This window comes from Pontibacter sp. 13R65 (assembly GCF_047525655.1).
GTDB lineage: Bacteria > Bacteroidota > Bacteroidia > Cytophagales > Hymenobacteraceae > Pontibacter.
The window spans coordinates 253570-269445 of sequence record NZ_JBLIQL010000005.1; the positions used below are offsets into that span (position 1 = coordinate 253570).

The window sequence follows — 15876 nt, forward strand, 5'->3', positions numbered from 1 at the left end:
GCGCTAAAAGTCGGGTGGCAAAAGTACGCATTTCAGTTGATAGATACTATAGGAAAAGCGCCAACTGATTATACCGAGTATCTGCTTCTGGAAGGCTTTTTTCATTAGAATAATTTAGTGGGTAGTAGCTAATTCACCTTCACCACCTTCTTGACCACCTGCTGCCTGCCTCCGAAATCCAGCACAAGGAGGTAGAGCCCTGCAGGGTACATAGACAAGTTAACTTCTGTGGCGCCTGTCACTCCTTTCTGCACCCGGCCTACGAGTTGGCCGGTAGAGTTGATAATTCGGAGATCATACACTTCATTGTCGCGGCAATTGTTCTCCTGGCTGATGCGCACAGCAGTGGTGGTAGGGTTGGGATAGGCTATTACAGACACTGGTTCAAACTCACGTGGCAGCGGCTCCAGGTTGTTAAAGTAGGACTCAAGAAAAAGGGGAGTATATGGTCCTAAATAGGCTTCTTGACCTAAGGCAAATGTTTTCTTTTCAATTTGTACGTCAAATTCTTTTCTGTTAGGGTGGTGTATGACGAGCAGTTGCCGTTGAGAGTCTTCACCTTGCAGGGCAAGCCAGTTGGTGCCGCTGTAGATCCGGCCATCCGGTGCCAGTTGTAGGGTAAACGAGGGTCCTCCGCCATTTCCTGCCTGATAATTAAAACAGGTATTGTTCGCTATTAAACCAATAGCAGAAGCATTGATAGCAGCTACAGCTGGATTATTCACTTCGTATTGGTAAATAGCATTATAGGCCTCCTCACTAAATCTTGGGTCTTCATTAATACTTATAAATGATACATACAATTTACTGTTGTCAGGAGAAAAGGATAAACCGAATGGGGCTCCTGGGTGCGCCAGTGGTCTGTAGTTGGAGAGAAGGCCGTTAGAAGCATCAAAATCATAAAGCTGTAGGTTATCTTCTGTAGTATAGGTATCTGGATTTATGGTGCAAGCCAACATTTTACCATCAGGTGAGGGCTTCATTGTGCCATGATTTAAGATTGTTGGTCTGGTAGCGGGAAAGTCAGGCCCGATGCTCTGGGGCTGGAATTCAGAAATTCCCTCTCTGGAAACAGAAGCAACAAAAAAAATGTCTGATGTGCGTGAATGGGTAATGAGCCAAAAATCATTTCCATTGGTATGCGGCACAGCGGTTAACCTAGAGGAGAGGTCTTGCAGTAGCAGTTCCTGCTTTGCTACAATATCCCCCAGGCCGCCATGCAGGTTCATGTTTACCAGCGATGCAAATAAGCTATAGGTAAAACCACGTGAACTATCGTGGTTAATAGTAAAAATGTAAAAGAAGTTGTCCCTGTCTCCTGCGGGAACAATGAGGCTTTGGTGATAAATGAAATTATCTGTGTTTGGGCTCAATTCCTGCCCATTCGGCATGAGTTGGTGATTTCTGTTCCAGGCGTTCCACCCATCTGTATAAAAAAGAAGTTCACCTGTTACTGCATCAGAGATGGTGGCAGCCACAGTTTTAAAATAGCTCTGTCCAGCACCAATGTCCAAAGGGCCATTTCCTGAAGCAACTGGATTTCCTTTAGAAAAGTCGAGGTGCGCCTGCTTCCCCATAAACCAGTGAGAGGCTTCTTTTTGGGCGTAAACCTGCAGATGAACCAGGAGTAGGAAAGAGAGAGAGTTAGGAATTTTTTCATATGCTTTTTGTTTTGTTATGAAAAACCGTTTCTGACCCAAATTTGGCTTCTGCTGCCGTACTAGGTAGCATTTAATGAAATGTTGAAATTACATTGCATACTGGGTATTCTTCTGCATGTACTCCGGCTATGGAACTATTGTAAACACAGGCGTACTTAGAAAAACAAAGGTGTTTTCTATGCTCTGGTTTGGCCACACTGGAAGGTAAATTGGTCCCGTGCCTGCATCGGACGGAATGGCAACCTGAACTGAGTCTGCAGATGTCATGATGAACGGATAAGCAGGCTTGTGAAGCATTTCTCCATTTGCCCCCGTAAAGCCTAGAATATAGGAGGCGTGAACGGTTTTGTCGAGTTGCCTGCCATAAATTGTGACTACTGTTCCTGCGCTGCCATTAGTTGGGCTAATGCCGGTAATTTCCGGCGACGGGTATTCGTTTATACTGATGCTACTTGACGCTGGCTGGTGATTATTTCTGGATACCACAAGGTCTACGTAAGCAAAAGGTACGCCATCAGGCACAACCACTTTCAGCTCTTTTGTAGAGGCAGCTACAATAGGTACCGGAATGCCATGAATGGTTACATGGTTTTCTGAACGATTCTGGCTAAAGTTTTGGCCGGAAACGGTGAGGGTGTCACTTATCATACAGCTGTTGAGCTTAGGGCCACCTATAAAGGTAGCGCCCGGGTTAATACTCTCAATTACGATTTCTTGCTGTTCTTTTTCGCTGTCGCAGCTCTATGCGAGGAGGGAGAGGCAGATAAGCAAGTTAAAGTTTCGTCTCATGGGAAATCCTTTATTTATTAAATTTTGCGGCTCATGTAAAGCAGAAGGAAGCGTAATCGTTGTTATAACAGCTTGTTAAATATAGAAAATATTGATAAACAACCTACCTTTTAACATAATATTTATATTTTATGATCGGGTAAAAGAGTGGAGTATGTTAGAAGGCTAAGCTGCTGTTGCCGAATGGCAGCGTACTTCATCAAGATTAAACTGATCTGCTTCGTATAAAATAAAAGCGGCAACCCCTGCAAAGGGGTTGCCGCTAAATTATTCTAATGAAATTAGCCTTCGCGAGGCTTTTACTGGTGTGCCTCTTGAAGGGCTTCGAAGTTTGCCTGTAGGAATTGCGCTACCAGATCTTCGGTAATCGCTGTAGACACAAACAGCGCCTCGTACTGCGAAGGAGCCAGGTAGATGCCCCTGTTCAACATGGCATTAAAGTATCGTCCGAAAAGTGCTGTGTCAGAAGTTTTTGCACTCTCGAAATCAGTTACAGCTTCTGTAGTAAAGAAGATGCTGAACATGGAGCCAATCTGGTTTATAGTATACTTTAGCCCTAGTTTTTGCATGTTTTCTTTTATACCGTTCACAATGTTGGTGGTAGTTTGCTCCAACTGTTGGTATGTTTCCGGGCTTTGTTTTAGATGCTGCAACATGGCCATACCAGCCGACATGGCAATAGGGTTACCAGATAAGGTACCTGCCTGGTAAACAGGACCGGCAGGAGCTACATAATCCATTAGCTCTTTTTTTCCGCCATAGGCACCAACCGGCATGCCGCCACCTATGATCTTGCCTAGCGTAGTCATATCAGGGGTAACTCCTAATAATTGTTGTGCACCACCCGGGGATAAACGGAAACCAGTCATTACCTCATCAAAAATGAGCACAATGCCAGCCTCATCGCACAGCTGGCGGAGGCCTTGCAGGAACTCAGACTTAGGAAGCACCAGCCCCATATTGCCTGCCACTGGCTCCAGAATGATAGCGGCTACTTCGCCGGCATTTGCAGCAACCAATGTTTTTACAGCGTCCAGGTCGTTATATGGAGCGGTTAGTGTATCAAGGGCTACTCCTTTGGTTACACCTGGGCTGTCCGGAACTCCTAACGTAATGGCTCCACTGCCCGCTGCAATCAGGAAAGAGTCGCCGTGGCCGTGGTAGCAGCCTTCAAACTTAATGATTTTGCTCCGGCCGGTATAGCCCCTGGCAACCCGAATGGCAGACATAGTGGCCTCTGTACCTGAATTTACCATGCGTACCTTCTCCACAGAGGGTACCATGCTGATGATCAGTTCTGCTATTTCTATTTCTTTGCGGGTAGGCGCACCAAACGACAAGGAATTCGGAATGGCTTCCTGTACTGCTGCCTGCACTATTTCAGAAGCATGACCCAGGATCATGGGGCCCCAGGAATTAATGAACTCAATGTATTGGTTCCCGTCTTCATCGAACATGTAAGGTCCTTTGGCGGATACCATAAAACGAGGATTTCCACCTACGGCTTTAAAGGCTCTAACTGGGGAGTTTACTCCTCCCGGAATAGAATGCTGCGCGCGTTGAAACAATTCGTTGCTGATGGGTGCTTTTTCCATAGAAATTAATGTGCTTAATAATGAATTGGCTGATGTGCTGTTTTTGTTCACTAAACCATCAGCAGTTTTTATCTAATCAGTTAAGAGGACTTCATTAACTAACAGAAATATCTTTTCCTAAAAACCAGCCGGGTTTACTACCATTAACTGCATGTTCTCGAGTTTGGTAATGGGAACGTACTGGTTGTCGTTTCTAAATTCGTTGCGGTTAGCAGAGTTGGTGTAGCCAATGCCTTGGTAAAGAACGCCTCGCCTGGTCCCTGCCATTGGCAAATTTTGGCTAAAGCCTGAGCCGTATTGCTGCAGCATACTTCCGAAGTAAAAAAGCATTTCGTAGCCGGAATAGGCATAGACAGAGGGCGGGATATTATACTGAGAAGTATATTTTTTCTTGAAGTGCCGCACCGTCTGCGACTGCTGGTCGAAGTACTTCGGCGATATAAAGTACACCTCCTGGTCGTCTAGCTCTCTTATGGTAACCTGGTTAATGTCCAGCCATTTATCGTAGGTCATTAAAGGCATTCTGGTAGGCTGGCTGCTTACCAAACTGATGGCGTTTACAGCGGCAGTCATTTTATCTGAAAAAACAGCTAAATGCCCTACATCTGTAATCGTTAAATTTTTAAAAACACCGGCCGTTGCCGAGGATTGAGAAGAGTTTATAGCTTTATAAGCAAGCACTTTACCACCTAGCTTCTGAAACTGCTGCCGGTAATGACGGGCAAAAGTCGTGTCGGCGGTTGCCCCTTCGTACACAATCACCACCGATTTTGGGTTGAAATTTTGATAAGCATAAGTGGCAGCTTGCTGCGCCTGTGTCGCCGCCGCCGACTCGAACAACAACACCTGAGGGCTTTTGCCAGCTACTTCTGTGTCTTGCGACAAGGGGTTTATGACCGTTACATTGTTTTCGGCGGCAAAACGCATGGCTACCTTGGCCGTTGATTTATAGATGGGGCCAATAACCAGGTCCATGGCTTTCAGTTCCGGTTGGTCCAGCAGCTTTTTTACACTGGCAGTATCTGATCCGGCATCGTAGGCAAACAGTTCCAGGTTTACTCCCTGCTTCTGGAGCGAGTCCTGTGCCAGTTTCATGCCTGCATAGAGGTCTGTTATAAACTGATTTTTCCTGGCCGACTGCCCAAGGTCCTGGTTTAGCTGAAAGGGAAGGATGACCGCAACCTGATAGGCTTTCTTACGAAGAGCTTCCGGGCTCAGGTACCGTTTACGGTCCAGGTTAAAGCGGCTTACAATCTGCTCCAAGGCTGTTTTGTCCTGGGGGCGGTACCAGCCAGCCAAAAGCTTATCGGCATATACCTGGGCAACAGTTTTATCGGAGGAGTGTTGCTTGAGAAGTTTCTCGTAGGCTTCTCTGTCTGCAAGACCCAGCAGGTAATGACGCTTCATTCTTTCTGCATCAGCTGCTAAAGAAGAAGATTTTATTTGATTCAGTGTAGAAAGGGCCTGATCGTATTGCTTTTGCTCAAACTGTATATTGGCCAACAGGTAATTGGCGTCTGGCGCACCGGCCCACTGCGGGTGCTGCTGCTTCAGCTGCCCCAGCATTAAAAGTGCCTCCTGGTAATTTTTAGATCGAAAGGCTGCTAAAGCATAAAGGTATGAGGCTTCCGGGGCGAAGTCGTTGCCTGAGGCAGCTGCCGTAACCGGTCGCAATTCTGCCATAGCCTGTTCGAAGCGTTCTTGCTGCAACAGAACTTTACCATTTTTATAGTTAACTTCAAAGTTCTGCAGTTGTTGTGCAGTAACAGGTAGTGCCAGCGCAGCCAGCAAAAATATGCCTGTAATATGCTTCAGAAAGCCTTTGGTCATGCCTTTTTTTAGTTGTGAATGAGAGAATGAGTGATGGCGTGAGTGAGTAGTAAATAAATATCCGCTCATTCATGCCATCACTCATTCAAATGAAAGCTACTCCCACTCAATAGTTGCTGGTGGTTTAGAGCTGATATCGTATACAACGCGGTTAACCCCTTTTACCTTGTTTATGATTTCGTTCGACACATCGGCCAGGAACTCATAAGGCAATCGGCACCAGTCGGCTGTCATGCCATCTACACTGGTTACGGCGCGTAGGGCTACTACGTTTTCGTAAGTGCGTTCATCGCCCATAACACCTACCGACTGAACCGGTGTTAGAATAGCGCCTGCCTGCCATACCTCGTCATATAATCCTGTTTTTTTCAGGTTGCTGATAAAGATATGATCGACCTGCTGTAATACCTGTACCTTTTCTGCGGTAATATCGCCTAGTATACGGATAGCCAGGCCTGGCCCAGGGAAAGGATGCCGGCCGATAATATTTTCATCTATCTTCAGTGTTCTTCCTACCAGGCGCACCTCATCTTTGAAAAGTGTGTTGAGGGGTTCCACCACCTGCAGTTTCATGAAATCTGGAAGACCTCCTACGTTGTGGTGCGATTTAATGGTAGCTGAAGGACCTTTTACGCTAATCGATTCAATAACATCAGGGTAAATAGTGCCCTGCGCCAGCCACTTCACGTCTTCCACCTGGTGTGCTTCATCGTCGAATACTTCGATAAACACACGGCCTATTGCTTTGCGTTTGAGTTCCGGATCTGAGATGCCAGCTAAGGCCGCATAGAATCTGTCTTTTGCATCTACGCCTTTCACGTTAAGGCCCATGTGCTTATAGGAATCGAGCACGCTTTCGAACTCATCTTTGCGGAGCAGGCCGTTGTCTACAAAAATGCAGTACAGGTTTTTGCCAATCGCCTGATGAATAAGCATGGCCGCCACACTGGAATCTACACCTCCAGAAAGGCCAAGCACTACTTTATCGTTCCCGATTTTTTGCTGCAGCTCGGCTACTGTGGCTTCTATAAACTGATCAGGCGTCCAGTCTTGCACGCAACCGCAAATATGCACCACAAAGTTGCGGAGCAAGATCTTGCCTTCGTCGGAGTGCGTTACCTCCGGGTGAAACTGGATACCGTACGTTTCCTGGTCGCGGAGCTTATAAGCTGCTACCCGCACAGAATCTGTACTGGCTATTACTTCGAAATTATCCGGAATTTCTTTGATGGTGTCGCCGTGCGACATCCAAACTACAGAACCGGGAGTTAGTTCCTTCATGAGGCGGCTGGTGGTGTGCAGCTCAGAGAGGCGGGCACGGCCATATTCGCGAATAGTAGAAGGTGTAACTTCGCCCTGGTGCTCAAAGGCAATCAGCTGCGCACCATAGCACACGCCCAGTAGCGGAACCTGCCCCATAAATTGGGCAAGGTCGATGGTAGGGTGTTCCTGGTCGCGAACCGAGCAGGGGCTACCTGATAAAATAACACCCTTCACATCTTCGGTCAGGGCCGGCACATTGTTGTAGGGATAAATTTCGCAGTAAACATTAAGCTCGCGCACCCGCCTTGCAATAAGCTGGGTATATTGGGAGCCAAAGTCGAGAATGAGGATTTTTTCTGGCATGCGCAAAGGTAAGGCTCTTTTCAGATAATTGCCAACAAGATGGCTTACAAACCCAGTCTGTTTTTATATCCTTAGCGTTTTTGGCACTAAAAAGGCTAAGGAAGATCCTTTTCATTAGCAGAATTATAGAACAGCTGCACCTGGTGTTGAAAAGCCTTTAACCTTTTTGAGCTGCTTTACTTTTAGCGCTTACCTGTTTTACTGGCTTAATGTATCTACAATAGTCGCAGCCATTTAAGCACTAGATTAGTCAATAGATGATAAACAGGGAATCAGAGGCCTGGAGGAGTAGGATTTTCGGCAATAAAATTAACTTGCTTAAGTAGCAATAGGGGTGGGGGGGACTGAAGATAAAATATTTTTTAGGGTTTTTACTCTCAGACCTAAGATTTTAAGTTGTTTATTTCCAGTGCCTAAGGAAGTTTGTTGATATAATCCCCGAAAGAGTAGATTCAATAAATTTAATTTTATTGCTGCTACCATTTGTATTGAATCATAATTTATCTACCTTTGCAACGGCAAATCGGCACGGTCAGCTCCCGCCAAACTCCCCCAGGCACGGAAGTGAGCAAGGGTAGGTGGTTGTAGCGACGCGATGTTGGTTTGCCACTTTTTTTTGCCCCTACCTCAGTGCTAGCACGCATCCCCCCAAAAAAAACGTATTTCTTTCCCAAATCTCATTTATTGCATTAGATTTGTAGGTAAAACTATAGCAATTACGTTATGAAATTTTTTATCGACACAGCAAACCTGAAGGAAATACAGGAAGCACACGACATGGGTGTGTTAGATGGTGTAACAACAAACCCTTCGCTTATGGCGAAAGAGGGAATTTTTGGGCATGACAATGTAATGGCCCATTATAAGCAAATCTGCGAAATCGTAGATGGCGACATCAGCGCCGAAGTTATCGCAACTGATTATGAGAATATAATAAGAGAAGGAGAGGCGCTAGCTGAGCTGCACCCTAACATCGTAGTAAAAGTACCTATGATCCGCGAAGGCGTTAAAGCCATTAAGTATTTCAGCGATCGTGGCATAAAGACTAACTGTACACTGGTATTTACAGCTGGCCAGGCACTTTTAGCTGCTAAAGCAGGCGCTACTTATGTGTCTCCTTTTGTTGGTCGCCTGGACGATATTGCTACAGATGGTATGGCCCTGATCGAGCAGATCGTAACTATTTATGGCAACTATGGTTACCAGACACAGGTGTTGGCTGCTTCTGTACGCCACGTAATGCACCTGCTGCAGTGTGCAGAAGTAGGTGCCGATGTGGTTACCTGTCCGCTTTCTGTTATCACTGGCCTGCTGAAGCACCCGCTTACAGATTCAGGACTAGAGAAATTCCTTTCCGACCACGCCAAAGGAAACCAGTAGTTTAATTAAAAATTAGAAATTATGAATTAGAAATGTTTGTGAAGTATAGACTTTCTCCTTTCCACCATTATTCTAATTCATAATTTTTAATTTCTAATTTTTAATTAAAATCAATGTACATCATCAAAGTAAAGGGCAAAGCCAAAATTCCGGATTATATTCAGCTCCGGGATGAGCAATTTGTACTTATTGCCTATTTTAGGGCAGATCGCCCGCTTAAAAACCTTGAACGCTACGGACTTGGAGGCAAAGAAGAAGCGCTCTCTGCTGTAATTGCTGCCCTAACGTTCGGGAAATTACAGAAATTAGATATTTAGTCTTCATGAATTTTTCTTCTTCCCCTGTGGTTTCGCTACGCGATGTAGCTGTGTACCAAGATGTAAACACCATTTTAAGCAGTGTCAGTTTCGATATTGAAAAAGGGGAGTTTGTGTACATGGTGGGGCGCACAGGCAGCGGGAAAAGTTCTTTGCTGAAAACACTGTACGGCGACCTGCCTTTGTTAACGGGTGCAGCCTCTGTAGCCGATTTTAAACTTACCAAGCTGCCTCGCAAGCAGGTGCCTTTTCTGCGCCGAAAAGTTGGCATTATCTTTCAGGACTTCCAGTTGCTCTTCGATCGATCGGTAGCTGAGAACCTAACTTTTGTGCTTAAAGCCACCGGTTGGAAAGATTCTGCTAAGCTTAAGCAGCGAATTTCGGAGGTACTGATGCGGGTAGGTTTGGATGCGGCAGCCTCTAAAATGCCTCACCAGTTATCTGGCGGCGAGCAACAGCGTATTGTAATTGCACGTGCTTTACTGAACGAGCCTGTTATCCTGTTTGCCGATGAGCCCACAGGTAACCTCGATCCGGAAGTGGCTGACGATATTATGAAGCTGTTTTTGGAGATTAACAACAGCGGAACGGCGGTGTTGATGGCTACACACAACTACGAAATAATAAACCGATACCCTAAACGCGTGCTTAAATGTGAAGGAGGCAAAGTACTCGATTCTACAACAGGAGCATTTAAGCTTGCAAATGATTTCTGAGGTATCTATACTTATTCCTGTATTTAATTATGATGTAAGGCCGCTGGTAGAGGAACTACTGCGGCAATGCCTGCAACTGGATCTTACTTTTGAAATCCTGCTTATAGACGATGGGTCAGAGGAAGAAATCAAGTTCCTGAACCGTGCTCTATGTAAATTTGAGTCAGTAGATTATCGAGAACTACCTGAAAATATTGGCCGATCTGCCATCCGGAACATGCTGGCCACCCAGGCCCAGTACCGCTACCTGCTCATGCTCGACAACGATTGTATGCCAGCAGGCAAAGACTTTATAGCCAGTTACCTGGCTGCGGCTGCTAAGTCTGATGTAGTAGTTGGAGGTATATCTTATACCGAAAAAGCGCCAGCTAAAACCTATCGGCTTCATTGGAAATATGGTCAGCGTGCAGCAAAACCCTCCTATATCCGCCAATCAGAGCCCTACCAGGATATTTACCTGAGCAATGCCTTCATGAAGCGGGACCTTTTTCTGCAGTACAGACTGTGTGAGAAGCTAAAACACTATGGCCACGAAGACACCATGTTCGCCATAGAACTAAAGCGGAACAAGGTAAAGGTAAAACATACTGAAAACCCTGCGCTGCACCTTGGCCTGGAAACGACCCAGGTATTTTTAACCAAAACCGAACAGGCCATAGCAAACCTAGTTAAACTCTATAACAGGGGAGTGGAGGTAGAGCAGTTAAAAATAGTAAAGGCCTATAAGGCACTCCAGTACTACAACCTCGATAGAATGTTTATCAGCGTGGCACGAAAGTGCAACAAACTTTTTTTGCTGAACTTCACATCCAAACAGCCCAACCTGCTTTTGTTCGACCTATACCGGCTTCAGTTATTTTGCTCTAAAATGCAAACAACCAAAGTAAAGCAGGAAGAGTCTATTTTTCATTCCTGAAAGCCTCAGGCTTTATCATCAATAAAATGCCTCTGGAAGGGCCATTTCATTAGAATAATTGCGCGATTCGGCCAAATGTTGCGGCTCATGCCCTAGATCCCATTTTTTTGAAAAAGCCAGCTGAAGGCGGTTTTCATTAGAAAAATAAAATCCTACGGCAGCCTTTGCCGATAGGCCGGGTTAAATGGCTGGCTTAGGAGAAGCTATGTTTTGGGTTTTAATCAGCTCTTGGAATTCCGATTGCTTTTGTGCGATTGCTAGCTCATCTGCCGGGCGCAACTGGTCTTGTAGCTGGCTCTTTCTGGTATTAAGGGCCGTCCACCAGCCCTGTATCAGTTCCCAGTCTCGGGGAGTATACACTTCTTTGTTTTGCACCACCGTATTTACAAACTTCTGATAGGTGGCCGTAATATTGTCAGGTAAAATACGGTCCAGATCTTCCGAAACTACTTCTACGCCTAAAAGATCTTGTCTGAGTCTATATCGCGCCTGTGCATCGTCATACTTCTTTTGCTTTTGGGAAAGGGCAATGCTAAAGCGCTCTTTGTAATCTTGTATAGTTTCGCGCTGCTGGGGCGGGTAGTGCTGTATGTAATTGTCTACTACATCTTCTAGCTGGTGATACTCCTCTTTCAGCCTGTTGGCCTCATCTTCCCATATTTTAGTAGTATCCTCCAGATCAGTTTGTAAGTCATCTTCTACCTGCCTAACAAATTGTTTCAAATCTTCTAAGGCTTCCTCACTCTCTGCTATAACCGATTTATCTTCAGGTTTTGAGCATGAAAATAAAAAGGCTGATACCAAAAATAAAGTAGATAGCAAGATTCGTGTCATAAGCAAATTCTATACAGACTCACGTTCCTGAACGCGATGCGCTGTTGATGGTTACAATATTACCATTTAGCATTTAATTTATGGCCTGCAAAAGAATATAAATTTAATTGTGCAGATCGGGTTTGGTTATATTTACAGTAAAACGAGAAAATCGAACTAATAAAATGGAAGATATAAAAATGGGCGATGCCAAGGCCCCATATGCAGCACTGAAGTCAGAATTGGACGATGCATTTCAGTTGGCTATGGAAAACATGGCAAATCCGGATGTTCCTCAGGTCTTAAAACTAGCCCAAACGCTGCAGGATTACCTGCAGGTGCGCCAGGTTGTGCCATGTTCACATGGAGCTGATGCTTTGGTATTAGCTCTGCAGACCTTACAGTTGCCGCAGCAGGCAGAAGTAATATTGCCGGCCTTTGGCGATAGTTTTGCAGCCGGTGCCATAAAAAGACTTGGCCTGACTCCTGTGTTTGCCGATGTGCTGCCAACTACTTTTACCTTAGACCCAGTTTCTGTAGCCAAGCTAATAACAGACAAAACAGTGGCAATAATGCCCATGCACCTCTTCGGACAATGTGCGGATATGGCTCAACTGCTGGCCTTAGCAGAAACCCAACAGCTACTCCTGCTCGAGGACACTACACAAGCACTGGGTGCGGTTTACAGGTTGCCGGGTGGAAAAGAGCAGCGTGCAGGTACAATGGGTCATCTTGCCTTTGCTTCTTTGCTTCCAACAAAACCTCTGGCTTGCCAGGATGAGGGCGGTGCTGTAATTGTGAACAGCCAGAACCTTTGCGACACCTTTCAAATTGCGGAACTGCCATGGGCGACGGCAGCAGTACAATTTCAAAAAACCACTACAGACACTAAAATTGCAAATCTGCAAGCGGCGATGGTAGAGGTGAAGTTACGGTACCTGGACCAGTTTAACCAAGCCAGACAAGAGGTAGCGGCAGTATATGACGACTTATTTAAGGATACGAGCTTGTTACAGATTCCTGGGCACACTCCAAATAGTACCCTTATATACCTCCAGTACACCATTAAAGTACCTGCAACTCTTCGGGATAAGCTAAAGCAACACCTTCAGGATAATTATATTCCTAGTGCTGTTTATTACCCGGAACCACTGCACCTGCAGGATGGGCAAACGCCAGGGAGTTTGCCGGTTGCAGAAGAATTAGCCAAAACTGTGTTATCGTTGCCCCTGCATGCTGGTCTTACAGTGGAGCAACAGACTTATGTGGCACAGCAGGTGTTGTCTTTTCTAGAGAAGAATTTGTAAGCGTTTATTGCGTTAATACCTTCTGTTATTTTCGAGGCATTAACCTTTTCAAGTTCACCAGAAACCAGGCATTCATTTCCGGAAAAACTTTCAGACCGATCGTAAGGCTCCCATAGATGGTAGTAATCATTGCAGACCGAACCAACATATCGAGGTACACATTGCCCAGGTATGGCAGCAGGTAAGAGGCTCCTAAGGCAGCAGATGCTATGACAGCAATTAGGAGTGAACTTAGGGCAAAAGGCTGCATGCCGTACAGGAACTGCAAAAAGAACAAGCGGGCCAAGTTAATGCTGGCATAAGAAAGCATGGAGGCAAACGCTGCTCCGTTAATACCATAAATTGGAATAAAGTAATAGTTTGTCCAAACGGTTAGGACTGCCAGCACCACATTAAAAACAAGGTCCCAGCGGTACTTGTCGGAGGTGGCCAGAATAATGCCGTTGATTCCGGTTGCCAGGTCTACAAGTCGTGCTACTGACATAAACAGCACCACATACTTGCCTGCCCGGTATGGCTCCGGCATAAAAGAAAATAGGTTATCGATATTGGCCCATATTCCAATAGAAAGCAGTAAGCCTAAAATCAGATTTACAAGGGTAATCTGTTTATATAATTTGCTTATACCTTCCATGTCTTTGTCTTTCCAATAATCGGCTACCTGAGGATACGCAATTTTTAGCACCGATTTGGCCGGAATCATAATGGCTGTGGTCATAAAAAAAGCGGTTGTGTAAACCCCATTGTCAGAGAGGCTGTAGGAACCAATCATAAACTGGTCGATGGTAGTGATAATGGTTGTAGAGATGGTACCTAAAAAGGTGAAGAAGCCATAATGCAGCAGCTCCCGCAACGGCATCACGCGCAGCGCCGCCCAGGATGGCTTCAGGAATAGTTGCTGCAACCACATAGTATATAGGACAAGTACCAGCAGCACCACGGAATGTATGCCGATGTAGAACATCACAAACTGATGAAAACTCATCCAGCCAAGCGAGTATACCAGTATGAGTACCGAGGTGAGCACCTTCAGCAGAAAATCCTGCACAAAAGACGATACAATGGTTTTGTATAACGATCTTAAATAGGAGGTAAGCAGGTTGAGCAAAAGCGTAAAGAACGCCAGCGGAATAATGTAATAGTAGAAGTCGAGCAGTAGCTGCGAGCTGTCTTGGTAAGCTTCCACCACCAAGGGCTTGGTGAGTAAAAACAGTGCTGTGATAACAGCAAACCCAAAGATCGGAATGAGCAGCAACAGAAAAAGGAAGCCGTTGTGCGCTTTAGTCTTATCGCGGAAGTAGGGGAAGTAGCGGGCACTCATGCTGTTGAAACCAAGTGCCGAGAACTGAGCATACATCAAGGCCAGCGAAATGAGCAGGCGTGTAAGGCCAACCTCTTCCTCCTCCAGAAAATTTGGGAAAAGGAGGACCGTGTTTACATAGCCGACACCTATACCGGCATAAGAAATAAACGTGTTCCAGATTCCTTCGCGCTGCAGTTTTCCCATCAGGTGTTTTGAGTTCAGGCTGCAAAACTATGCTTTATAGCGGAGTGAACAACCACATACTGATGCAAATTTTATTTGCCGCCGTTAAAAGCTGTTGCCGCCTCAGCACAGGTCAGAAAGGTGGAGCCTTCCTGTCTTAGAAGCAGTAGTATTTCATTCAGAACTTCCCGCCAGTTCGGCTCGTGCGGACCAAGTGAGTATTCGGAATAATCTGAAATGTTTTCGTTGTGCCAGAGTAGGGTAAACAAACCATTAAACTTTTTAATTTCCTGCATTACCTGTCGTACCAAGGGCAGTGCTTCTGCTGGTCGCAGCTGCATGTAATTAGGGCTGTATAAGGTCACGTCCATGAGTATGAGCGGTAACTCTATATAATGGCAGGCTTTCCGGTTTTTAAAATCATATGGAAAAAAAGGGTGGCAAAAGGAATTTCGAAAACCTAACTGTTCGGCAAAACCTAAAGTGCTATCGTATTGCAGGAAAGTTTCGCTTAATACCTGAGGCGTAAGTTCCGGTTTGTATTGTAGGTAATGGAAGCGGTTTCCTGTTACTGGAGCACCAATTTTGACAGCTTCTGCTAGCAATTGGCCGCTGTTATTGGACGTGCCAAAGCTACCATGGATACCTATTTCATGCCCTTTATCTAAAAGTTTCTTTATTTGTAATTGGTATTTCGGCAGTTCTACAAGATAGTCGGCATTGGGGTGACCATTATATTTTTGGTTATTAGCCATCCAAAAATAAGTTGATTTCAGCTGATGCTGGTTTGCAAGTGCCATTAGTTCGCTAATATTATCCCAGGCATCTTTCCTAAGTAGCTTTTTAGTGACCAGGCGGCCTACTGCTAAATATTTTCCTTGCTTAAACCGGTGCAAACCCGCCACTTTCCAGGCTGAGGTAAGTCTGTCGATATCATGGGTGAGGCAGGAAGCAAAAGAAGCATTAGGCCAGAGTTCCAGCTCCAATTTTAAATTGAAGGCATGTTGAATTGCCTCCTTCAACATGTCGAAATAATAGTTCACTACTGGTACATTAATAAAACCATAGGTGGCCTGCACACTGGCTTTGTAGGGAAACCTGCCGAAGCGATCGCGGTGGCTGCTGTGATACTCTTGCCAGCCACTGAGCAGAAAAAAGGCAGAAGCAATAATGTCGTAGTTTATAAGGGCACGACCATCAGTGTAGGTAATTGGAGCTACCGTACTGGTCTGGTCAAAAAAGAAGGGGAGGCGTGTGCCATTCCACTCCTGCCAGACAACTTGTTCAGGTTGCGCCACCTTTCCTTCAAAAAAGTTTCCTTCGTATTGGCGAATAAAAACTCCTTTAGCGGCAGAATCTTCTCCATAATAAATTGGAAGGTCTTTTGCCTTTGGGTACAGGCGGTAAAAATGGGTAAGGACGTAGTTTAACAAAGGTGCA

The 15876-nt window shown here is 45.4% G+C and carries 14 protein-coding genes and 1 other RNA gene; 6 read left to right on the forward strand and 9 right to left on the reverse strand.

The window, feature by feature from the left end; translation table 11 throughout:
* Positions 1-128: 128 nt before the first annotated feature.
* The 6 genes from ACMA1I_RS08805 to guaA all read right to left on the reverse strand — a co-directional run bounded on the left by ACMA1I_RS08805 (position 129) and on the right by guaA (position 7501).
* Complete coding sequence (locus tag ACMA1I_RS08805) at positions 129-1478, reverse strand: T9SS type A sorting domain-containing protein (RefSeq protein WP_337067941.1); 1350 nt, start codon at positions 1476-1478, stop codon at positions 129-131.
* Entirely contained in the window at positions 1451-1660 is a 210-nt protein-coding gene (locus tag ACMA1I_RS08810) for a hypothetical protein (protein ID WP_337067942.1), read from the reverse strand. Before ACMA1I_RS08810 ends, ACMA1I_RS08805 begins: the two co-directional genes overlap by 28 nt.
* A gap of 127 nt (positions 1661-1787) precedes the next feature.
* A complete protein-coding gene (locus ACMA1I_RS08815) occupies positions 1788-2309 on the reverse strand; it encodes an IPT/TIG domain-containing protein (protein ID WP_337067943.1) in 522 nt (173 codons plus the stop codon).
* A gap of 440 nt (positions 2310-2749) precedes the next feature.
* Positions 2750-4045, reverse strand: coding sequence for a glutamate-1-semialdehyde 2,1-aminomutase (gene hemL, locus ACMA1I_RS08820; protein ID WP_337067944.1), 1296 nt, complete (start codon positions 4043-4045; stop codon positions 2750-2752).
* Positions 4046-4162: 117 nt separating this feature from the next.
* The gene (locus tag ACMA1I_RS08825) at positions 4163-5875 is read right to left on the reverse strand and encodes an ABC transporter substrate-binding protein (protein ID WP_337067945.1); all 1713 of its coding nucleotides are present in this window, start codon (positions 5873-5875) and stop codon (positions 4163-4165) included.
* 96 nt (positions 5876-5971) lie between these two features.
* Positions 5972-7501 carry a glutamine-hydrolyzing GMP synthase gene (guaA, locus tag ACMA1I_RS08830; protein ID WP_337067946.1) on the reverse strand — a complete coding sequence of 510 codons (1530 nt, stop codon included), beginning with the start codon at positions 7499-7501 and terminating at the stop codon, positions 5972-5974.
* Between the two features lie 515 nt (positions 7502-8016).
* On the opposite strand from guaA, the gene ffs reads away from it, so the two are divergent.
* The 5 genes from ffs to ACMA1I_RS08855 all read left to right on the forward strand — a co-directional run bounded on the left by ffs (position 8017) and on the right by ACMA1I_RS08855 (position 10830).
* An RNA gene (ffs, locus tag ACMA1I_RS08835) (signal recognition particle sRNA small type) lies at positions 8017-8114 on the forward strand.
* 110 nt (positions 8115-8224) lie between these two features.
* Positions 8225-8881 (forward strand): fructose-6-phosphate aldolase, encoded by a 657-nt coding sequence (gene fsa, locus ACMA1I_RS08840; RefSeq protein ID WP_337067947.1) that lies wholly within the window; start codon positions 8225-8227, stop codon positions 8879-8881.
* A 113-nt stretch (positions 8882-8994) separates the two neighbouring features.
* On the forward strand, positions 8995-9198 hold the full coding sequence (locus ACMA1I_RS08845) for a fructose-6-phosphate aldolase (RefSeq protein ID WP_337067948.1): 204 nt from the start codon (positions 8995-8997) through the stop codon (positions 9196-9198).
* Between the two features lie 5 nt (positions 9199-9203).
* Complete coding sequence (locus ACMA1I_RS08850) at positions 9204-9914, forward strand: cell division ATP-binding protein FtsE (RefSeq protein WP_337067949.1); 711 nt, start codon at positions 9204-9206, stop codon at positions 9912-9914.
* A complete protein-coding gene (locus ACMA1I_RS08855) occupies positions 9904-10830 on the forward strand; it encodes a glycosyltransferase family 2 protein (RefSeq protein ID WP_337067950.1) in 927 nt (308 codons plus the stop codon). Before ACMA1I_RS08850 ends, ACMA1I_RS08855 begins: the two co-directional genes overlap by 11 nt.
* A gap of 180 nt (positions 10831-11010) precedes the next feature.
* Here ACMA1I_RS08855 and ACMA1I_RS08860 read toward each other — a convergent pair whose 3' ends face one another.
* The gene (locus ACMA1I_RS08860; protein WP_337067951.1) at positions 11011-11553 is read right to left on the reverse strand and encodes a hypothetical protein; all 543 of its coding nucleotides are present in this window, start codon (positions 11551-11553) and stop codon (positions 11011-11013) included.
* Positions 11554-11828: 275 nt separating this feature from the next.
* Here ACMA1I_RS08860 and ACMA1I_RS08865 point away from each other — a divergent pair, with 275 nt between their 5' ends.
* Entirely contained in the window at positions 11829-12950 is a 1122-nt protein-coding gene (locus ACMA1I_RS08865) for a DegT/DnrJ/EryC1/StrS family aminotransferase (RefSeq protein ID WP_337067952.1), read from the forward strand.
* Positions 12951-12975: 25 nt separating this feature from the next.
* Here ACMA1I_RS08865 and ACMA1I_RS08870 read toward each other — a convergent pair whose 3' ends face one another.
* Positions 12976-14457: a lipopolysaccharide biosynthesis protein gene (locus tag ACMA1I_RS08870; RefSeq protein WP_337067953.1), complete on the reverse strand. Its 1482-nt coding sequence runs from the start codon at positions 14455-14457 to the stop codon at positions 12976-12978.
* 71 nt (positions 14458-14528) lie between these two features.
* Positions 14529-15869 carry a polysaccharide deacetylase family protein gene (locus tag ACMA1I_RS08875; RefSeq protein WP_337067954.1) on the reverse strand — a complete coding sequence of 447 codons (1341 nt, stop codon included), beginning with the start codon at positions 15867-15869 and terminating at the stop codon, positions 14529-14531.
* Between the last annotated feature and the right edge of the window lie 7 nt (positions 15870-15876).